The organism is Marivirga aurantiaca (genome assembly GCF_016679925.1).
Taxonomy (GTDB): Bacteria; Bacteroidota; Bacteroidia; order Cytophagales; family Cyclobacteriaceae; genus Marivirga; species Marivirga aurantiaca.
On the sequence record NZ_JAEQBW010000001.1, the window covers coordinates 1216493 to 1239474 of the forward strand.

The 22982-nt window shown below is 39.9% G+C and carries 11 protein-coding genes; 4 read left to right on the top strand and 7 right to left on the bottom strand.

Features of this window, described 5'->3' with window-relative positions; genetic code table 11:
* Nucleotides 1-177 precede the first annotated feature (177 nt).
* Entirely contained in the window at nucleotides 178-1635 is a 1458-nt protein-coding gene (locus JKA74_RS05050) for an NAD(P)/FAD-dependent oxidoreductase (RefSeq protein ID WP_201430057.1), read from the top strand.
* A 13-nt stretch (nucleotides 1636-1648) separates the two neighbouring features.
* Nucleotides 1649-1789 carry a hypothetical protein gene (locus tag JKA74_RS05055; protein ID WP_201430058.1) on the top strand — a complete coding sequence of 47 codons (141 nt, stop codon included), beginning with the start codon at nucleotides 1649-1651 and terminating at the stop codon, nucleotides 1787-1789.
* Between the two features lies 1 nt (nucleotide 1790).
* On the opposite strand, the gene pbpC is transcribed toward JKA74_RS05055, so the two are convergent.
* On the bottom strand, nucleotides 1791-4127 hold the full coding sequence (pbpC, locus tag JKA74_RS05060; RefSeq protein WP_201430059.1) for a penicillin-binding protein 1C: 2337 nt from the start codon (nucleotides 4125-4127) through the stop codon (nucleotides 1791-1793).
* Between the two features lie 1724 nt (nucleotides 4128-5851).
* Nucleotides 5852-11368 carry an alpha-2-macroglobulin family protein gene (locus JKA74_RS05065; RefSeq protein WP_201430060.1) on the bottom strand — a complete coding sequence of 1839 codons (5517 nt, stop codon included), beginning with the start codon at nucleotides 11366-11368 and terminating at the stop codon, nucleotides 5852-5854.
* Nucleotides 11369-11497: 129 nt separating this feature from the next.
* Here JKA74_RS05065 and JKA74_RS05070 point away from each other — a divergent pair, with 129 nt between their 5' ends.
* Complete coding sequence (locus JKA74_RS05070) at nucleotides 11498-11839, top strand: phage holin family protein (RefSeq protein WP_201430061.1); 342 nt, start codon at nucleotides 11498-11500, stop codon at nucleotides 11837-11839.
* A 243-nt stretch (nucleotides 11840-12082) separates the two neighbouring features.
* Here JKA74_RS05070 and JKA74_RS05075 read toward each other — a convergent pair whose 3' ends face one another.
* The 3 genes from JKA74_RS05075 to JKA74_RS05085 form a co-directional block, all read right to left on the bottom strand.
* Nucleotides 12083-14662: a M1 family metallopeptidase gene (locus tag JKA74_RS05075; protein ID WP_201430062.1), complete on the bottom strand. Its 2580-nt coding sequence runs from the start codon at nucleotides 14660-14662 to the stop codon at nucleotides 12083-12085.
* Between the two features lie 446 nt (nucleotides 14663-15108).
* Nucleotides 15109-17145, bottom strand: a complete 2037-nt coding sequence (locus JKA74_RS05080) for a carboxy terminal-processing peptidase (protein WP_201430063.1) — start codon at nucleotides 17143-17145, stop codon at nucleotides 15109-15111.
* An 82-nt stretch (nucleotides 17146-17227) separates the two neighbouring features.
* Nucleotides 17228-18556, bottom strand: a complete 1329-nt coding sequence (locus tag JKA74_RS05085; protein ID WP_201430064.1) for a serine hydrolase domain-containing protein — start codon at nucleotides 18554-18556, stop codon at nucleotides 17228-17230.
* 205 nt (nucleotides 18557-18761) lie between these two features.
* Between JKA74_RS05085 and JKA74_RS05090 the strand changes: the two genes are divergently transcribed.
* Entirely contained in the window at nucleotides 18762-19925 is a 1164-nt protein-coding gene (locus JKA74_RS05090; protein ID WP_201430065.1) for a lycopene cyclase family protein, read from the top strand.
* Between the two features lie 582 nt (nucleotides 19926-20507).
* On the opposite strand, the gene JKA74_RS20945 is transcribed toward JKA74_RS05090, so the two are convergent.
* Nucleotides 20508-21794 (bottom strand): sensor histidine kinase, encoded by a 1287-nt coding sequence (locus tag JKA74_RS20945; RefSeq protein WP_201430066.1) that lies wholly within the window; start codon nucleotides 21792-21794, stop codon nucleotides 20508-20510.
* A gap of 409 nt (nucleotides 21795-22203) precedes the next feature.
* The gene (gene yaaA, locus JKA74_RS05100) at nucleotides 22204-22974 is read right to left on the bottom strand and encodes a peroxide stress protein YaaA (protein WP_201430067.1); all 771 of its coding nucleotides are present in this window, start codon (nucleotides 22972-22974) and stop codon (nucleotides 22204-22206) included.
* Nucleotides 22975-22982: the final 8 nt, after the last annotated feature.

Here is a 22982-nt window from a genome sequence, read left to right on the forward strand (position 1 = left end):
TAGTTGATGGATAAACCAAAAGTTAATATTTAAAGGATTTATTACCCCTATTAACCCCAACAATCTTTTCTAAAGCCTCTCTCCCATTGCATGAGCTAAATCATTTCCTTATGTGACAAATGTTACCTTTTAACCCATGTTTACTACCTAAATTATGCTAAAGTAAAGTAAAAAAACATGTCCAAAATAGTCATATTAGGAGCAGGAATAGCAGGTCATACCGCAGCGGCTCATTTACGAAGAAAACTTTCCGGAAAACATGAGGTTTTGGTGGTTTCCCCTAACCACAATTATCAATGGATTCCCTCCAATATTTGGGTAGGAATTGGCAGAATGAAGCCGGAACAAATCATTTTCCCTTTACCTCCATTATATAAAAAGAAAGGCATTGGTTTTAAACAGGCTAAAGTAGTTTCCTTTCATCCTGAAGGAGATGCGGAGCATACACCTTATGTGAAAGTGGAATATGTGTATGGAGAACAAAAAGGTCATACAGAAAAAGTAACTTATGACTATCTCATTAATGCCACAGGTCCTAAACTGGCTTTTGAAATGACGGATGGATTGGTGCCCGGTACAAATGACGTTTATTCAGTCTGCACTTATGATCATGCCCAACATGCCACCACAGGTTTGAACGAATTGGTTGAAAAAGCTAAATATTCAGCCACAAAATTAAAGGTACTCATTGGAACAGGTCATGCAAAAGCAACCTGCCAAGGCGCAGCTTTTGAATACATTCTCAATGTAGAACATGAACTCAGAAGAAGAAAAGTAAGGGATAAAGTTGATATCAAGTGGATTTCCAATGAACCCTATTTAGGTGATTTCGGAATGGATGGCATGTTGCTTTCTTATGCAGGTGAAAGCATGAAATCCAGTGATATGGTGGAAATGGTCTTTAAGGACAGAGGAATTGAATGGATTCTGCAGGCTGGGGTGAATAGAGTAGAAAAAGGTCTGGTGCATTATGAAACACTGGATGGAGATCATAAGCAAGAATCTTTTGATTTTGCTATGTTGATACCTGCCTTTTCCGGTCACGGCTTTAAGGCATACGATAAAGAAGGACGGGATATTACCGATAAGCTTTTCAAAGGTTTTATGATAGTGGATGCAGATTATACACCCAAACCTTATGAAGAATGGAGCGTGCAAGACTGGCCGGAAACCTATCAGAACCCGACTTATCCCAACATATTTGCCCCGGGCATTGCCTTTGCTCCCCCTCACAGTATATCCAAACCGAGAAAGAGCGCCAATGGGACAGATATTTTTCCATCTCCACCGCGAACAGGTATGCCTTCAGGCATCACCGCTAAGTTAGTGGCCGATAATATTATCGATTCCATCAAAAACGGGAAAGAAAGTCGCCATCACAAAGGTTCTATGGGAAATATGGGCGCGGCATGTATTGCTTCTTCCGGCTTTGGATTAACAAGTGGCAGTGGCATCAGCATCACCACCTTCCCTATTGTGCCCGACTATAAAAAATATGAAAAGTCCGGTGGAAGGGATCTTAAAAAGACCTTTGGAGAAATAGGATTGGCAGGCCATTGGGTGAAACTGGCATTACACTATGGATTTATATATAAAGCGAAAATGAGACCATTCTGGTGGTTAATCCCGGAATAAAAACAAAACAATTATGGAAAAGCTAATCACAAAAAAACAGAAGCGATATATGATGAATCCGTTCATTCAATTTTTCAGATTCATCTATTTAAACATCAAAATAATGCGTATTGTGGCAGGTGGCCATGGTGGAACCAGGGAAAAGGAAATTTAATTTAAGATGACTTATTATTAGCCACCTCAAATGTGAATGACAGATACTCTCCTTCGCTGTCGGCCAGGTAGAGTTTGTGTTGGCCTTCTTGGTCTGTATCAATTTCCATTTGGTGCGTGCCCTCGGTGCTGCCCAAATACAAATCATCCAGGTACCAATAGACAATTGCCTGTGAGGATTGATGTGCCACTTCAAAAATGGCGCGGCCTTTGTCGCCCGAGATTTCCTTGGGGATGATGATCTTGGTGCTCTGCCTCGGGTAGATCATTTCCATAGAAGCATTTTTGCTCTTCAAACAATTGTTGTTCCATTCCGGTGGCTCTGTATAAGCGGTATTGTATTTTTTGTAAAAACGAGCCTGCGCAGGCGGCAACATCATCACCAGCTGCTTTTTCATTTTACTCACCGGGTAACAGTCGCTGTTCACCCGCTTGCCTTCCTGGTCAGTAAAAATCTGCCTGTGATACGGACAAGCCTCCAATAATTGCGCGCCTATATTAACATAATTTTTTATAGGATGCGGACAGTCTACAGTGGCCAAATAGCCTGTTTCCTGGCAGAAATCCTGTACTTTCATGCCTTTAAGGGGCATTTTGAAGTCTTTTTCACCTCCTTTTAGCAAATCAAACAGCTGAAACATCAATGGTGCGGCCGTTCTTGAACCTATTAAGCCTGGTCTTCCCTCTCCGTCTGCATTGCCGGTCCATACCGCCACCACATATTGCTGGTTAATACCCAGTGCCCAGGCATCTCTGAAGCCAAAACTGGTGCCTGTTTTCCAGGCAATATTCTGTGATGAGCCAAACTGCTCCCAACCCGCTTCTTCTCCCGGCCTGGCCACTTCCTTCATGGCTTTTAAAGTCAACCAGGCTGATCCGGCACTTAATGGATGTTTTTGCTGCTCACTCTTGTTTTCTTTATTGGCAGCAAAATTCTTTAACACATTGATTTCTTTCTTGCTTTTCCATTCCGGATACAGGCTCCTTGCCAGCTTCACATACAGTCCGCCCGCTTCCCACAGGCTGATTTCTGCCCCGCCCAATATCAGGCTGAGTCCATAATGAGAAGCCGGTTTGTTCAGACTCTTAAAGCCCATTGTTTTTAAGTCCTGATGGAATGGATAATAACCATAATCCCTCAGCAGATCCACAAAAGGAATATTGAGCGAGCGTGCCAATGCACGGTCGGCTTTTACGGCTCCATAATAGTTGTGGTCAAAATTCTTCGGACTAAAACCTTCATAAAAAATGGGGATGTCCGGAAGCAGTTGCCATGGACTGATCATCCCTTTATCAATGGCGTGCGCATATAAAAGCGGTTTCAGTAAACTTCCCGGGCTGCGCAATGAGCGGACAATATCCACATTTTGGTGGTGCTCCTCTCCTGTCGACACATTGCCAACATAAGCCACCACTTCTTCTTTCCGCCAGTCCAGTACCAGTACTGCAGCATTATGAATTTGATTGGCTTCCAAAGTACGACTGTATTGATTGGCTATTTCACTAATCCTTTCTTGTTTATACCAATCCAAGCTGGTTTGCAAAAGCTTTCCTGGCTGCTTAGCGTGAAAATCGAACAGTAAATGTTGGGCAATTTTAGGGAAAGGCTGCTGCGATTGCGGAATTTCCTCTGATTTGGCTAATTTTAAGCCTGTTTCATCCAGATAACCTGCATTTTTTAGCTTTTGAAGCAGAAAATCTCGCTTTTTCTTCAGATAATCCGTGTTTCTGCCCGGATAAATCATAGCCGGCTGGTTGGGCAATACAGCCAGAGTGGCGGCTTCCCCCCACGACAATGCCTCCGGAGCACGGCCGAAATAGCGCCATGAAGCAGCTGTCAGTCCTTCAATATTGCTACCAAAAGGCGCATGAGTGATGTATAAAGCCAGTATTTCCTTTTTGGAAAGCTGGGCTTCAAAGCGAAAAGCCATCAGTATTTCCTTGACTTTCTGGCGCCATGTACGGTCGCGGTTGCCATCAGCCAAACGTGCCAGTTGCATGCTAAGCGTACTGCCACCTCTGACTATCCGACCCTGACGGATATTTTCTCGCATGGCTTTGACAATGGCGACCGGATTAATACCCGGATGGCTGTAGAAATACTCATCCTCATAAGTGATGAGTGCTGTGGCAAAGCGTTCAGGAATGTCTTTTTGTGGCGGAAAGCGCCAGATTTCATCCTTAGCCAACACAGCCCCTAATAATTGCTTGTCCTTATCCAGCAAAACCGTAGCAAAAGGTTTATCGAATATTGGTTTTTGCAACGGCCAGAACAGGAATAGTAGTATTCCTAAAAGGATACTGCCTGCTATGATCCATTTGGTGATTTTTTTGTGCAATTGGGTGATGTATTAGACTGCTTGATTTCTATTGGATAAAATTACGGATAAAGATGGGATTTTTGTTAGAAAACCTTTGGTTTCCGATTCCATGAGGCTACCTTTTTATGACTTACCCCTGATTTATCTGCGTCAAATCTGTCCCGACAAATTGGCTGGTAAAAAATTGATAATTATTCAGACAACGGGGGTTACTTTTTACTTGCGAAAAGTATACACCTATACAAACACACAAATTTTATTCATACACCTGTTTAACATTAAAGATTAAAGTCTTCTTTGCAAAAAGAAGACTTTTTTGCTTTCTGACAATTACTTCCGCACCGACCATTCCATATTGAAATACAGGATCAAGCAATAATTCGTAGAACTCTACGGATAGGTAAGGCGTCAGACGGTTGTAAGAGCCGGCAAACAACCGTCAGAAGCTTTTTGTGACTTCATCTTTGGAATGGAGCCTGGGCCTGATTTCCTGAATATACCTCCTCGATTAGCAGAAAGTTTGTGGGGACACAAACTTTGGCGACTTGGGTGCTCCTTCGGGAAAAAAGAAGGGTGGCCCCACGAAGAAGTGGGATCAACTTGCCAGCTTTTGGCCGGGATGACGTTCTAGAAAGACGGTTCAGTTTTATAGGTCGTATAGCTATTTTTATCAGGAAGATTCCCGTCTGCAGGGGAATAGCTTGTCCCGCCTAAAGCAGGAACGGTATAATTATTATAGTATAGGTTAATTAAAAATAAATTTGTTTCCACTCTTGAATTAGGCGTCTGACGGTAGTTTGATAGTTTATAAAACCGTCTGACGCCTTCAATACCCATTCACCCCAACACTCCGTCACATCAACACTCCGTCACATCAACACTTAAACACCTCAAAACAATCTTAATTTAAAACTCAGTTTATAAAGGCTTCTGACGGTAGTTTGATAATTTATACAACCGTCTGACGCCTTTGTCGCATGCCTACTTCAATTTTTCACTCCTACAATGATCTCGTCCTTTCAGGACTTTATTAACTGTTATATTTAACGAAGGGCTGCACCCTTCGCTTTTACTTTGTCCCTTTCAGGGCCAGGGTTTATCGGAAAATAAAAATATCATATAAATTGTGGTTGTTGGTGAAAAAAACACCATTAACAGAGCTACCCCCTATCTATCCACTTCAACACTTGCTAACTTCAAAACCTATCCACCCCAACACTCCGTCACATCAACACTTAAACACCTCAAAACAATCTTAATTTAAAACTCAGTTTATAAAGGCTTCTGACGGTAGTTTGATAATTCGCACAACCGTCTGACGCCTTTGTCGCATGCCTACTTCAATTTTTCACTCCTACACTGATCTCGTCCTTTCAGGACTTTTTTAACTGTTATATTTAACGAAGAGCTGCACCCTTCGCTTTTACTTTGTCCCTTTCAGGGCCAGGGTTTATCGGAAAATAAAAATATCATATAAATTGTGGTTGTTGGTGAAAAAAACACCATTAACAGAGCTACCCCTATCTATCCACTTCAACACTTGCTAACTTCAAAACCTATCCACCTCAACACCCAAGCATTCCAAAACAACCTTAATTTAAAACTCAGTTCATAAAGGCTTCTGACGGTAGTTTGATAATTTATACAACCGTCTGACGCTTTTATTCACTCCAACACCTAGACTTCTCAACAACCAAAACCTGACCAACTCGCCAACCTATCAAACTTGGCCACCTGAAAACCTAATCAACAACCTTCACCCACTGACCATCCAAAGCCGCATAAATACTATTGTCGTACATCGCTTCTGCCTGCATGGCCGGTAAATAGTAATCTCCTTTGTATGATGCATTCAGCAAAACGGTAAACTGCTTTTTCTCGCCCACTTTCAAATCGAAATAGGTCAATACCCTGTCATCCCTGATGTCCTTGTAAGTAGCTTTATCGCTATTGGAAACACCCTCTTCATCATTCAGTCGGGTATTCAAAATCTCCCAGCCGGAAGGGAAAATCTGCGTAAGGGCCAGCTCTTTTAATACACCTCTTGTACCAGGGTTGTTGACAGTCACAACAGCTTTAAAATCAGTTCCTTGTTTAATAGATGCCACATCTAATACTGCCCCATCCCTATCATAATAATTTACTTTGATGCCTAGGTTCTTTTGAGCCGCCAGCTCTCCACCTTCTATGGGAATACCCTGCCTGATCAAACGGGCATACAGTGGCCCACCGCTTTTGTTGACTGCGGTTATATTAGCGTTTTTATCCGGCTCGTTCAGGTGAATTTGGGAAAAATAACCTTCTATATTTAATATTGCCTTCTCAGCGTTAACCGTTACATCAGCCTGTAAATTAGCTGAAGAAGGAAAGCCTTTGGTATATTCTGCCACAGCAATTAAACAATAAGCGGTAGTTTGGGTACTCATCCAGTAATCCGGATTGCCCAATGATTTTGCCAGTCGGCTTAGCATTTCAAAAGCATCATTTTTCCTGCCCAGCTTTACCAGTGTTTCCATAATAATGGCCTCATCTCGCACGGAAGAGCCAAATGTATAGCTTAGTTCGCGGTAATCGTCAACAGTACGGGATAAATTGCTGATAAGCTCCTCTCCCACATCTGCATGGCCAGCCTCGGCATAAGCATTGGCCAACAGCCATCTGCTCATTTCAGAAATACTGCTGTTTTCTCTCATCCTATTCATGGCCGCCATTATTGGTGCCTTGGCCAGGGACATGGTATACAATCTGTAAGCCTGAATAACATCGGAACGATAAGTCGTATTGCCGTTCCAGCTGTTGGCAAGGCCTGTCTGGAATTTTTTGAAATTACGTAAAATATCATCAGGAACGGAATAACCAGCTTTTTGGGCAGCAATGAGGAAATGACCTGCATAATTGGTACCCCACTCATTGGCCGTCTGGCTTCCCGGCCAGTAGGCAAAACCTCCGGAAGGAATCTGGAAGTTACGTAATCTGCCAATGGCTGCATCAATATTGGTCTGTATCTGATATTTGGCATGTTCATCCAAATTGACCAAATCGCCCAAATATAGCTGTGCAAATACCGATGAAGTAGTTTGCTCCACACATCCATGCGGATAGCGGATCAGGTAAGAAGTACGCTGCTCCAGATTTAAAGGAGGCAAAGTGGACAGCTCCAGCACAGCATTATTGGTACCCAACATACCCAAAGGCTTATAATCAGCCTTCCATTCTGCTTTATCATCCAACAATTTATCTGCCACAGAAAGCATCATTGGGTTGGAAGGCCTCACCTGCATATTCACATCATAAACAGCTTCATTCTTTCCGGACTTAGCTTTTATCTGCACTTTTCCGGCTCCTAAAGCTTGCTCTGCAGTAATTTCCACATAAGCAATGGTTTCCTTGCCGGGATTAAGTTGTACAGTCAATTGTTTATTGCCTTTTACCTTCAGCTTACCGGAAGTATTCACTTCCAGTTGTGCGGATGTTAAATTTTTATCGCGTGCAAATAGTGTTACAGGCATTAAAGTAGTTTCTCCCGGCCCCATTACTCTTGGCAGGGTAGCCAAAATCATCAGCGGCTGATTAATGCCGATAGAGGTCTCTGCCGCACCATATTTACCGGAAGCATCTGCTGCCACCACCATCATTCTTAATTCTCCAATGTATTGAGGGACTGTAAACTGATGATTGGCGGTTTTACCTTTTTCAAGCTTGAAAGGCCCCATATATTTTACCACAGGTTTAAACCTGCTCTCGCTTTTTTCTTCCATAGGCCCCATTTCATCTCCACCTACAGCCAATAAACGGCCATATTTACCTGAAAATGAACCTAAAACATCTTCAAACATATCATAAGTACGCACGCCCAGTGCTTCCCTTGCATAAAAATGATCCCATGGTTGAGGGGTTTTATAATTGGTCAGCCCAAGTAAGCCTTCATCTACCAACGCAATGGTATAAGTCATGGATTTACCATTTTGCTCACCAATCTGTAATTTTACATTTTCTCCGGGTTGGGCATTTTCAGGAGCTTTAATTTCTGGAAGCAATTTGGTATTGGCATTTTCTACCATAATATTGCGCACGCCATATAACCTGAGTGGTAAATCATTGTAGTTTTGCTCGTGTGGCTGAATCAAAGAAACGTGCACATATACATTAGGAGCCATTTCCTCTGTTAAATCAAAGTGGTAAATAGTTTCCTTACCGTTCATGGAGATATAATCTTTCTTTATAAGTGCTTTTCCTGTTTCCAAAGTGATATAAGCATGGCCCGTACCACTGGAAGGAATAGTCACTTCAATGGTTTCACCACTTTTGGCTTCTTCTTTATTAAGTGAGAAGCTCAATAAATTAGCGCCACCCATGGCTTTGGCCATAGTGCCATACCAGTCGGACCTACGGAAATAAACCACTTGTCCTGTGCTGTGTCCGGAGGCTTTATCAATTACACGAATAAAATAGCGGCCCCAATCGTTATCGCTGATGGTCAACGGATAATCCACCTTACCATTGGTTAATTGAACATTATGGGTTCGTACAGGCTTATTATAGCTGCTGCTTACATAATTACTGATGTTGTCCCTTCCATAATCCCACCACCATCTCCAGCTTAGCTTATAAAGCTCCATTGTTACATTTTTACCGCTCAATAATTGGCCGTCTTCATCCAGGTTCACCAGCTTTATTGTATTATCTTTATTGGTGTACAATACCGGATTGCTACTGTTTTCTTCCACGGTAGGGACTGAAATACCCGCATAGCTGCTGTAAGGTGAGTAAAGAACACTGCTGCTGTGGATGCTGAAATCACCTCCTTCTTCAAATACTTTTCCATTGAAAGCCAGTTTTAACATGCCTGGAGGCTGGGTTTCATTTTTGATATTTACAGGGAAACGTGCATTTCCGTTATTATCTATCCTGTTGTCAAAAATCATCTTGCTTTCAGCATAAAACTCCTTGGCAGGATCATCAAAATTATAGCCAAAGTAATCCTTGAATTTTGTGGCTGTAGGTCGAACAGACATTTCAAACTCTGCTTTTAAATTCATGGCCACTGCTCCGTGCATCCATCTTACACTCAAATCAGCATAATTACCTTCCGATTTTTTAAGGATTTCTTTTTCAAAATCGAGGTCAATTTTGAGCCTGTTGGGCTTAATGGTTTCTATTTTGATGATTTTGCTAAATTCAGCACTTCCTGCCCTTACCTTGCACAACCAGCTTCCTGTTGGGGATTCTGTTTGGGTAGAAGGTTTAAAACTGTAAACAGGGCCTGCTATTTTTAAAGGCTGATAGCTTTTGTACAATTGTCCTTGCGGATTATAAAGCTCCATGACCACTTTCTGTCCTTTAGGAATTGTGTTATAGGTATCTTCCAGGATAAATCCCAGGTGAAGCGTATCACCAGGTCTCCAGACGCCTCTTTCTCCATAAATAAATCCTTTTAAACCATCTTTTGCTGTCGCACCGCTTACATCAAAATTGCTTAAAGAAAGCGCATTGCCATCCTGCATTTTAAGATAGCCAAACTGCCCGTCTTTTTCTGCCACGGCCATAAATGCTTTCCTGTACTGATCTAGCTCCAGCATCCCTTCAGCATTGGTTTTACCTTCACTGATCAACTGGTTCTGGTAATCGTAGACTTTAATGTTCACATCTGCAAAGGCCTCAGAATTGACGATGTTGGTGGTGAGTAAGTGAATTTTATTGTTTTCTGTCTGCTTGGCAGTGATACCGATATCGGAAGCAAATAGCATTTTAGAGGCGGTCCTGTTCTGATAGTAATACATATCATGACAAGGATTGTCCCTTTCGTTCCAGTTATAATCACCATAGTAAGAATCGTAATTGTAGTCCCAGTCCAGCGTTCTTGAATCGTGGGCATATTCTTCAATGCTGGCAGCTGCATCCATGCCTTTACAATTGTAAACAGCCATATCTTTATTGAAATCGAGCTCTACTTTATAGAAAGCTCCCTTTTGCATTTCAAAAATCTCTTTCAGGTCCAGGGAAATTTGCGACCAGCTATAATAGTCTGTGATACCAGCATTGACCAGGGGAATGATTTTCTTCACTACAGGTCGCCCTACCTCACGTAAATTGTATGTGCCGCCCATTTCATTGTCCTGAAAATATTGACTTATATTGTTAGGGTAAATGCGGATAACGGTTACTTCCAGTGCCTTTAAGCCTACTACTTCAATCGGTAAAATCAGCTCGTTGGAACTGGGAAGAATTACCCCCTCTCCTGCTAAAATCTTTACCTGAGGCTTAAAAGTGGATACTTTCAGTGAAAAAGATTTTTCCTTATCCAATCCCAATCCTTTAGAGTTTCTAAGATTTTTAAAGATTTTCAACTCCAGATCACCTGAAAAAGCACCTTTATTTCCATAAACTTTTAATTCATTATTAATAGCGGAATACCTTGATTCATAGCCTTTTACTTGTACAAAATCGGCAAAATTCTGGTTACTCAACAATGGATCCGAGAATATCACCGAGATATAAGCTTCCCCTTCACGCTCTACATTGGCAGACATAATTTTAAAGCTGTCTACCGAAGGGATTTCTATTACGGCACTGCCTTTTTCTTCAACTTTAATGGGGCTGCCGTCCCAGCTGATGCTCAGGTTTTGATCAGCTTTTGCCCTCACGATATCCCGGATGACAAAAGCATGGTTTTTGGCATTTTCCTCATGCTTCCATTCAATCTTCAATGCTTTATCTTCATAGCTGGCCTGAAGCATTTTTTCCACCTCTTCATTATTTACCCAATCAGATGTGTTGACATTCCCACTGAAAGCGACTTTAGAAAAATCTGTTTCATCGGTATTGACCAATTTACCCAATTCAACCGCATAGCTTAGAGGAATGGTTTTCACGCTAAAAGTGAATTCTGAAAGCTCTTTAGGCACTTCCATAATTTTATCGAGCTTTAAAGTGACCTTATATTCCTGGTTGCTTTCCAGTTTTTCTATCGGCTGGATTACTATGCTCGAAGGTGATTTCCAAAATGCTTTGGCTTTAACCGAGGGTGAGATAGTATAGGCACCGGATGAAAACTCCTGATTGGGTTGAATATTTGAAACATCAGTATTCAGGTTGACCACAAAAGGATCTTGTTTGGAGATAATGCCGGACGAAATGCTTTTCACATAATCCGAATACGGGCCAAGAGTAGAGTCGACTTTGTTTTCATTGCTGTCGGAACAAGCAGAAATAAACAAAAAGAGAATAAAAGTGCAGGCAGTAGAAATATACTTCATCATATTATTTAAAAAGAGCATACAAGTAAGTTATGAATTACTTAATTTAAAACTATATTATTAAATATTTTTCGGATTTAGTTGGACAGATATCCGAAAGCCCGTATTAATAGAAGTAACAAAATTAAAATTATGGACTTAACAGATTTCCTTATCCGCTTAGCTTTATCAGCCATCGCAGTATTTGTGACTTCCAAATTATTAAGCGGTGTCAAAGTCTCCAGCTTTGGGCAATCGATACTCGTGGCCATCTTACTGGGAATTGTCAATGCTGTGGTCAAACCCATTTTGGTATTTCTCACCATTCCATTAACCCTGATTACACTCGGCTTATTCCTGCTGGTAATTAATGCGCTCATGATTATGCTAGTAGATAAATTACTGAAAGGATTTGCCGTGAAGAGTTTCTGGTGGGCTTTACTTTTCAGTATTATCCTATCGATTATTAATGGCTTTTTGCAGTGGGTTTATTAGGTGAATGAGTGTAGAAGTTTTTAGGTGCTGAGGTTTAGAGGTGAGCGAGTATTGAAGTGGATAGGTGCTTTATTGGACGTTCCCGCTTTAGGTGGGATCTCCCTAAGTTAAGAACGGAATTTATAATTAGGCGATCCAGAATCAAGTTCAGGATGACGTGTTTTTTATGTTACACTCACTAACTGGACAACATCTACACTTCGACACTCCAGCACTTTTTCATTTGCTAACATCATCACCCATTCACCTCAACACTTCTGCACCCACGATTTCATTCGCCCTATACATATCATCTGTAGCCTGTAGAATTTTATCGATGAGCTTCGGATTGTAGTTCGGACGCTCATTGAGAAAATTATTGACAGTCTGTAAGGCTTCATCGCTACTGTAGGCACTAAATGTGGCTTGTAACCACCTGTAGGGAAAGAAAATATCTCCAGTCTGCTGAATTTCTTCCAACAGTTCCAGGCTTTCCTTCAGGTACTTTTCAGAACTTTCTTTTCTTAAAGGATGGTGCAGATAATGCAATGCTGCGCCCACCCAAGCTTCTTTTTGCCTGTTTTTAGGGTCTTTTAGCGAGTTGAAAAATGCATCTCTCACCGCCACATCAGATGATAATGCCGGCATCATAAATTCAAGGCGCTTTTTACGATCAGGGTTTTCAATTCTCTCCAACTGGCTAAGCAAAATCCCTTCTCGGCAGTCCCGCACTGCCAAGGAGAGTGCCAGCGAAGTATAATCCTCTTCCGACAGCTTCACATTTTCAGGTGGCTTCTGCCCTTTCCATATTTCATAAAGCCTGTCCCGGGCCTCCTGACTCATGGCAATATCCTGGTATGTTTTAAAGAGTACCTTTTGTGAATTAGCCGATGGGTTTTGTTGCATGGCCTCCCAAATCTCCTCTTCTAAAAGGCGTGGATTTCTTTTCTCTTCAGGAATAAATTTCCAGTAAATCTCCGACAGATAAGACGTCATCAGGTTGAGGTTTAGCTCTTCAGGCTCTTGTTTAAGTCCTTTAAGAAAGGTAATAAGTAACTCATTAGGAGCAATATGCCTATCGATGAGCATGGTTTCATAGAAGTTGATATAAGCCGCAGCTCTTTGAACAGGATCTTCCAATTGATATAATTTCCCCGGCTGAACCAGCATATTGCTGTCAAGAGGAAATACACCATAGCCCTGCCCTGAGGAATTGAATAAAATATAATCTAATAATTTGAAATTATCCGGTAGTTCTATCTTTACTTCTGCCATATCCATATTGACTGTAAGTACTTCAGAATGATCTGGATATACCAATAATAACTCAAACACCTGTGGCCATAACCTCTCTTTTCCTCCGGGATCATGTTGAGTAATTGTGATCATTTTCTCATCTTCCGCCTCCATAGTATATTCGAAAACTGCTCTTCCCGGCTCATTTACCCATACCTGGTTCCAGGCCTTCAGGTCAAATTCGGTACTATTATCTAAAATGTCTATTAATTGTGGCCAGGTAGCATTTTCATACGCATAGGCTTTCAAATATTCCCTGAGCCCTTCCCTGAAGAGTTCCTCTCCCATTAAGCTTTCCAATTGGCGCATCATAATGGGTGCTTTATGGTAGATGATGTTGCCATAAAGTGAACCTGCATCCTTTAGGTTAGTAAGCTCCTGCCTGATTGGATTGGCACCGCGTGTTCTATCCACACCATAGGCAGCGGGAAAATGGCTGCTAAGGAATTTTAAATCATAATTGGAGCCCTCAAGCGCAATTTCCGTGATTTTATCTGCCATAAAATTGGCAAAAACTTCTTTCATCCATACATCATTAAACCACTCCATGGTCACCAGATCGCCAAACCACATGTGCGCAGTTTCATGAGCTATCAGACTTGAACGTGCTATTTTCTGGTTTTTGGTGGCTCCTTCATCCAAAAATAAGGTGGATGATTTATAATCTATCGCTCCTACATGCTCCATTCCTCCATATTGGAAGCCGGGAATGGCGATAAAATCAAATTTCTGAAAAGGATAAGGAATCTGTGTATATTCTTCCAAAAACTTCAGTGCATCTGCATGAATCTGAAAAATGGGTTCAATGCTTTCCCTGATTTTCTCTTCATCGGTTTCCCGGTGGAAGAAGTTCATACTGACACCATTGATTGTTTTGCTTACTTGCTCAAATTTTCCTGCTGCAAAGGAGAATAAATAGGTGCTGACCTTATCGGAAGTTTCAAAATGATAGGTGGTTTGCTCACCTACAGTCAGTGAATCTTTTAAAGCGCCATTTGCCAGAGCCTGCCAGTCTTTAGGGACAGTGAGGGTAAGATCGAAAGTTGCCTTAAGATTAGGCTGATCAAATACCGGAAATACCGTTCTGGCGCGATCAGGTACCAGTAATGTGTAAAGGTAATCGTCATTTCTGTTGAGAGACAAATCACCAGCTATAAAATCAATTGCAATGGTATTTTCTCCTTCCTTTAATGCACTGATGGGAATGATAAGGTGCTCCTTGCGGTGATCAATCTCAATATCTCTTCCGTTTACCTTTAATTGACTTATCTGCGCTGTCGGTTCTTTAAAATCGATTTGCAAGGGCTGCTCATTCTTTTTCAGATGCAGTGAAATCACTTCGGAAGCTTCAATAGGATCATTGACTGAAGCCGGGATACTAAACCTGAGTTGATAGTTCAAATTGCTGATCACCTTTTTGCGATAATCGGCCAGATTCCTGGAAACACCTGTTTCTATTGGGAGAGTGTTTTCTTCTCGTGAATCAAGGCCACAGGAAAATAAAAAGCTAAGGAAAATGAAGCAGCAGGATTTAAATGGTCTATTCATTTTTGAGAGTAATATAATTTATGAATCATTTAAATATAAGGAGAAATGTATTGCTACACTATTCAAGACAGGAAAAAGCACAGCAAACTCTATCAACTCCTGCTTTAGGCTTTCCTGCTCTCTTGTGAGATACAGAGAGGGTGAACGGGCGCGGATTGACAGAGGTCTACGCTCGCAAGGACGTTCTAATTTTAACTTTCTAAAATATAACAACTGAGTTCTTGTATTGGTATAGTGGTGGTGCGTGGGCCACGCACCACGGGAGATAGTGACAGTGAAAGCCCGCTAAGTGTATTTAGGTCAGACCGCAGGTCAGCACCGGACTTTGCCTGGGAGTCAGTAGACTATCTGAAGCCGTACTTACAAGTTTTGGTGAGCTATCAACAAAAAAGCCCTGAATAGATTGCTCTAATCAAGGCCTTTTTTAATTTTTAATAACAAGCTGATTATCCTATTCCGAGGGCAATTAAGTCAGCTAATACTACAATACCTTCTCTTAAGTACGGATCTTTGATTTCCCCGTCAGTGTTTACTTTGTTTTTAATATCCGGATCAGCAGAAATCTTTTCATTCAATTTATTGGCTGCATTTCTTCTTTCCAGAGCTGCTTCGTTTTCAGCTTTTCGTTTCTCCATATTCAGGCTTATGGAGGCCCTTTCCTGGTCCATGATGGCTTCATCCACATCCTGCTTAAGACTTTTCAGATACTCAAGATTGTTTAACCTGAATTCATGTTTTTCATTAAGCTTAGCGATTACCTGCTCATTTAAGTAATTGGTCTTCTCAAAATCAGAAGTTTCAATTTGATCCCACTCAATGGCTCTTTCGTAAGAACTCTCTCCGAAATTCTTCGCATTATAAGGGGAAGGCATTTTGATATCCGGTTTCACTCCTTTATGCTGTGTACTGGAACCATTCACACGATAGTATTTTGCCAGCGTCAGCTTTACCTGCCCTAGATCACTTTTTACTTTAGGCACAAACTGGTTTAATGAAATCAGGTTTTGTACAGTACCTTTTCCAAAAGTATTTTCACCAATTACTACTCCCCTCTTATAGTCCTGAATGGCACCTGAGAAAATCTCGGAAGCAGATGCGCTAAACCTGTTGGTCAACACAGTCAACGGCCCGTCATAAACGATTTCAGGATCTTTATCAGCTCCTACTTCTATGCTGCCATCAGCATCTCTGATCTGTACGATGGGGCCTTCTTTGATAAACAACCCACTTAAATCAATGGCTTCCTGTAAAGACCCACCACCATTTGATCGTAAATCAACTACTATGCCATCTACCTCTTTTTCTTTTAATTCGGCAATTATCTTTTTGACATCACCTGTAGTACTACCATATTCCTCCCCATTTCTCATAGCTTCAAAATCCAGGTAGAAAGAAGGAATGGTGATGATACCAATATTATACTTGTTGCCTTCACGGTAAATTTCCTTTACTTCACTGTATGGCACCTGATCGTCCAGTTTGATTTTATCCCTTACAATCATAATTTCCGTTGGTGGAGTGGTAGCTGCATTTTTCCCGGCAGGAATAATCATCAAACGCACTTTCGAATCTTTGGGCCCACGGATCAATTGTACTACATCATCAAGTCTCCAGCCTACTACATTCACAAATTCACCTTCCATTCCCTGGGCAACAGCTACAATTTTATCATCTGTATTAATAAGCTTGGATTCAAAGGCAGGTCCTCCCGGAACAACAGATGCCACACGTGTGTAGTCTGATTGTGTGGTCAATGTAGCACCAATTCCTTCCAATGACTGGCTCATTCTGATTTTAAAATTCTCTGAAGTGGCCGGGGAAAAATAGCTGGTATGAGGATCAAAACTTTCTGCAAAAGTATTCATGTACAATTGAAATACATCTCTTGATTCATACTTACTTATTGTTTCATCTAACCGTTCGTATCTTTCTTTAATTAAACGAGTAATTGCTGTATCGGCTTTATCGGCCAATTTTAAATCCAGGGCCTGACTTTTCACCAGTTTTCTCCATCTGTCATTCAGCTCGGCCTTACTTTCAGCCCATTGAATAGAGTCAGGATCAATAACAATGGATTCGTCAACGTTGAAGTTAAATTCATAGGAAAGTTCATTCTCAATAAAATTCATCCTTTCCTGAAATCTTTGACTGAACAAATTAAAGATTTCATAGGCAGGAAGTAAATAGCCTAATTTGATATGGTCGTCCAGACGATCTCTATAGCGTTCCAAATCTTCTATATCCTCTTTCAGGAAATAGTGTTTGTTGGCATCCAGTGTTTCCAGATAGGAATCATAAATAATGCTTGAGAGCTCATCATCTATTGCGATGTTTTTGTAATGGTACTGACTCAATAGACCAGCAACAAGACGCGCCTCCATGGATTGTTCTTCCGTAGGCGAAAGTTTGACCTCTTCTGCCTGGAAAGCAAAGGCTTCCGTATTGATGACAAAAAAGAGTGCTATAAAAATGTATCTTAACATATATAATAAGTTTTTTAATTTTCAATAACGATAAAACGAAAAGGGAATCTAATATATTGATTTTTTTTACAAAAGGTGAAAATCAGGAAGAAAGGGGTAAAATAATGCTTTCAGGTCTGTTTTCCCAGAAATAGTTTTTAAACTCCCTTCCTTCAAAGTGTTCGATGGCATCATCCATCATCCATTTGATATATTTATTGAAACCTGCCCCCATCCAAACACTTGAATTCAGCAATACAGAATATGTATACCCATTTGCTTTTCTGTAGATAAAACAAGATGTGCCAGCTAAAGTTCCGGTTCTCCACCAGTTTTCTCCTTTAGTGCCTTTCCACCCAAAAGCATCTGTATCTTTTTCAGCTCCTGTCATTTCATAAATACTTTCTTTTGTAAGTATATTGTAATATGGATTTTTCGGATCCACCAATGAGACTAATTTGGCCATTTGCGAAGCATTGGCTATCCAACCACCTGCAGCCCCTAAAGTTGTAATGTCACTTCCACCATAGGGTTTGTGACATGCTTCATAACTTCCATCAAAAGAAATGTGCTGATAGGCTGTTGGATAATTATAATAATGTACTTCAAAAGGCATTCTTTCCCATTCGTAGTTTCCTGCAATTCTCATACCAAAAATTCCATTGGGCTCCAGGATGGTTTGATTAATATATTTTTCATAGTCAACACCACTTTTATACTCAATTATTTTTCCCAATAGCATGTAGCCAAAATTTGAGTAGGCGTATTGAGTACCTGGTTTGTAACGTAACCTTCTATGTTTTAAAACAAAATTGATGATGTCATCAGATGATGGTGGCCCCGGCAGTTCCATAATACGTTTGATTTTTAAGGATTGAAACATAAAATCTCCATCCCTCCAGCTCCATCCACCATGATGGTTCAATAAATCCCCTACCGTAATTTGCAAATGATTTTCATCCTTCATCTCACGGTAATCACTTAAAATACCATTCTCGCCAAACACTTTTTCATTCAGATCCAGAAGACCATCATCTTTTAGCTTCATAATTCCAATGGCCGTCACCAATTTGGAGGCACTGGCAATTCTAAACAAGCTTTTGTTATTAACTTTTTTTCCTTCTTCCAAATTGGCATAGCCGTATCCTTTGGCATAAATCAAGCGGTTGTCCTTCATTACCGCTACTGAGGCTCCTTTTATATCCCACCGGTTCAGGAATTTATCAACACGGGCATCAAATTCCTCAATACTGGCAGCGGTATCCATTTTTGGTGCCGGGGAAATAATATTCAAATTCAGGAAACTCAAATGATCAAAAGAATCTTCATCTGCGGAATGGATGAATACGGCCTCATTGGTGGTGTAAAATGCCACACTAAATGTAGTAATACCCAGGATTACAATAAGTAGAATTAATTTTTTGGTTCCCAATGCCTGAAATTTTCTAAATAGTTGATAACTTTAATTAAATGCAAATAATGAATATTTGTTATAACACCCAAACAATCAGCCTAAATAAACAATATAATTTGATAACAATATTGTCCTTTCATTGATTTTAATGCTGATTGAGCTGAATAATTTGACAAATTTCATTGATCTTTAAAGCATTAATTACTTAAAATAATTCATTCCATTGGAAGAAAAAACTGAACCTGTTTACGATTATATCATTGGTGGAGCAGGCCTGGCTGGTCTCACATTAAGTTGGAAACTGCTGGAATCCGGTCTGCTTTCCAGTAAAAGCCTCTTACTTATTGAACCTGATTCCAAAACTAAAAATGATAGAACATGGTGTTTTTGGGCTAAAAATGAACCTTGGTTAACTGAATTACCTATTTCAAACGAATGGAATTTTGCCAAAATACAGGGTGATAATTTCGAAAAATCAGAACGCCTTCCCCCCTTTAAATACTATAAAATAGAAGGGATTCATTATTATGATTTTATCTTAAATAAAATAAAAAAGTCTGATCATATCACTATTGTATCGGATAAAATCATTTCTGAAGACGCCAAAAGACAGGAGGTATCCACTCCTTCCAAAACTTATCATTTTAAAGAATATTTTTTCAAGGGTTATTTCCTGAATGAGGATCTCTCCCACATGAACCGCTCAAAAGGGCGTTTTATTTGGCAACATTTCCTGGGGTGGAAAATCAAAACACCGGATAGATATTTTGAGGCGGATAAAATCACTTATATGGATATGCGGGTACCGGAAGTCCCTAATGGTTTGTCTTTTGCTTACATACTTCCTGAATCGCCCACTGAGGCCCTGGTTGAATATACATTATTCTCAGCAGAACTGTGGGAAAAAGAAGCTTATGAGGCTGAATTGAAACAGTATATCAACAATTATCTTCAAATTGAAGGCTACGAAATTATTGAGGAAGAATACAATAAAATACCCATGACCAATACTTTAGCCTTAAAAAGGGAGGGGAATATCATACCTATTGGGACATTGGCCGGAACTGTAAAACCTAGTACGGGCTATTCGTTTGTCAGGAACATCAGGCATGTCCAAAAGATTGTCAGTAATCTCCAATTGGGCAAAGATGATTTCTCCATTGCTTCAAATGCCAGGTTTAGGTTTTACGATGAAGTGCTGATTAATGTACTTTCTACAGGGAAGGCTTCCGGACATGAAGTGTTTCGGGCTTTGTATGAAAAGAATGAGTTGACCTTACTATTCAGATTTTTGGATGAGGAAACAAATCTCTGGCAGGATTTGAAGATTATGAATTCAGTGCCTAAAACAGCTTTTATCAAAGCTGTTTGGGAAGAATTGTTTTAATTTTACCCAGTTTATTAGATTCTTTCAGGGCGATAGTGTTAATCCGCGTGTAAAGCCTCACCTCAGCCCTCTCTCCCGGTTAGGCCGGGACAAGCAAAGGAGAGGGAGCTCGTTTAAGGAAGTTATAACAGCTAAGATCTTAAATATCAACCAAAGGTCTGCTTCCATTGGTTATTGCGAGCATGTTATTAAGTACAAATGGAATTCCTGGGGAGCCTACTTGTTGGTTAAGAATTCATTTGTAAACTGAAAGGTTCTATTAGCATTTAAAAGTTTGCTTCATGGCATTTTCGTTTATAAGTGCTATTGAATATAGAATAGGCGGATTCGCAATAACCATTCTAATTAGCCTCACCCCAGCCCTCACCGATGGAGTGGGAGCTCGTTGATCTGAAATATCACGATCAGGTTCTTATATCAGATGGTAGTATTGGTGAACCAAACATCACCGGAGATAATAATAGTAAAAGCCATCTACTTGCATTTAGGTCAGACCAAAGGTCGGCACTGGGCTTTGCTTGGGGTCTTTAGACAATCGTTCTGACTGATTTAAACACAATTATGTTTGAAGAGTTTCCCCAACTATAATGGAATGGTAGCTTCAAAGGAGGTTTCTTTCTCTGAATTGGAGTATTTTAGAGAGATATTCCCATTGAGCTTCTTAGTGATTATTTTACAGATATAAAGCCCTAAGCCAGGCCCTTTAGGCAATTCAGATCCTACGAAAAACAGATCAAAAATATTTTTTTGTTGATCCTTTTTAATCCCAATACCATTGTCAACCACATTTATTTTCAACTGCTTATCTTCCAGTTGAATATCTATTTTAATCCATTTCTTGAGTTTCAAAGGATCATAAAACCTAATGGAATTACCAATAAGGTTTTTGAATATCAAATGGAGTAAAGTAGGGTCAATCATCATAGATTCCTGCACTTCATTATTGACCTGGATATCAATATGATGATAGGATTCCTCTCCTTTTAATCTTTCAAATACGGATATGAGCACATCATCAATGGTCATTTTCTGAAGAGATATAGGTCTGGCACTTATCTCATACACATTGCTTAAACGTTTTAGCATAGAATCCATTTGATTGGCCGACTGCTCCAGGTGTTTCAAATGATCAGAAATATCATTTCCTACTTTATATTCTATATTAATTAAATGACTGAGTCCTTTAAACCTGGCAATAGGCCCTCGGAGGTCATGAGCAGATTTATAAATAAAATCATCCAATTCCTTATTTTTCTCAAGCAGCAAATTGTTGGACACGGATAATTCCTCAGTCCTTTCCTGTACTTGCTGGTCAAGACTTCGGGCAATGTTGAGGAGTTTGGTGTTTTGGGTCTGGATAATCCCTTTGGCCTGATGCAATTTGGTACGCTCACGATCAATCAATTCATTTTGCGACTGAATTTCCTCCAGGGCCTCCTGAAGCTCTTTATTCTTAAGTAGCAAATCCTGCTGCGCAGTTTCTATTTCTTCATTTTGTTCTTTGATCAAAAACAATGCTTCTTTATATGCCTGATTTTGGGCAATGAGTTGTTCCTGTTTTTCTTCCAAAATATAAGCCTTGCTATTAAATTTCCTTTCGAGGAAGAAGTTATACTTCTTTATATTTTTATAACTAAAATTGAGCATCCCCAATATGACACCTACTAGTCCGAAAGAAAGGGTACACAAAGTGAAATTTTTAAAGACTTCACTGGAGCCATTAGGGGCAGGAATTGATAAACCCGCAAAAAGCACTTCACTTTCCGGGTATTTTAAATTGATAGATTCACTACTGAGTTCCTGAATTGTATATAGAACAACTGCACTGAGCAATACCAACACCACTGAATTAAAAAATACTTTTCTCACAAACACCTATTATTAAAATAATGCTATTATAGATTTGATTTATAATAGTTCTTTAAATTTATTAAACAAACTTATTATCAATGCTTTACAGTTTGTTTATTTAAGCGTTAATTTAACAATAAAATTATTCATAAAACAAGCAAAACTTACATTAAAATTTTTAAAACACTCGATATATTACTGTTTAGTCGACTAACAGACAGTCCCTAAAAGTATTAATTAATTGATAATGAGGTTATAACAGTACAATCTTTTTGGATTTATGATTTTTGTATTTTTTTAATACTATGGTAATTACATCAAAGTTCCTGATTAAAAGTAATTAGACCGGTTTTCTCTTACAGGGAAAGGAATCCTTGCAATTTCATATTTAGGACAGAAAAATGAAACATGCCAACTGACTCACTGTTTATCCACCTCTTTTGAAAGCCAGTTTGGTGGGGCTAGAATCTTTTTCATCATACATATAACCCTCATAATCAAAGGCCTTTAGATCTTCCACTTTGGATAATTCATTTTTCACTATATACCTTGCCATGAGTCCGCGGGCTTTCTTTGCAAAAAAAGAAATGATCTTGTACTGATCATTTTTCAAATCCTTGAACTCAACATCAATGACCTGAAGCTGCTTCCTTAAGCCTGGCCTGTTGATTACTTTGAAATATTCATTGGACGCAAGATTGATTAACACCTTATCGCCCTGGGCTTTCAAATCCTTTTTCAATTCATTCATTACTTTATCGCCCCAGAAACTGTACAAGGAAGAATGCTCACCTACTTTCAATTGGGTTCCCATTTCAAGTCGGTAAGGCTGAATAAGGTCCATCGGTCTTAAAATTCCATACAGGCCGGACAAGATGCGAATATGCTTTTGGGCAAACTCATGCTCTCTTTCTGAGAAATCCTCTGCATGCATTCCCTGGTAAACGTCTCCCTGAAAAGCCAAAGCGGCTTGTTTTGCATGTTTGGGCGTGCTTTTTTTAAAATTATCATACCTTTCTACATTCAACTGCGCCAATTTTTCACTAATACTCATCAATTCCTGCACTTCCTGAGTTGATTTCTCTTTCAATACCCCAATTAAAGTGTTGATTTCTTTTTTGAATCTGACATTAGAAGAAGCTAAATCGAACCGTTTTTCAAAGTCAAGGCTTTTAGCAGGAGAAAGTATCGCAATCATATTTATTG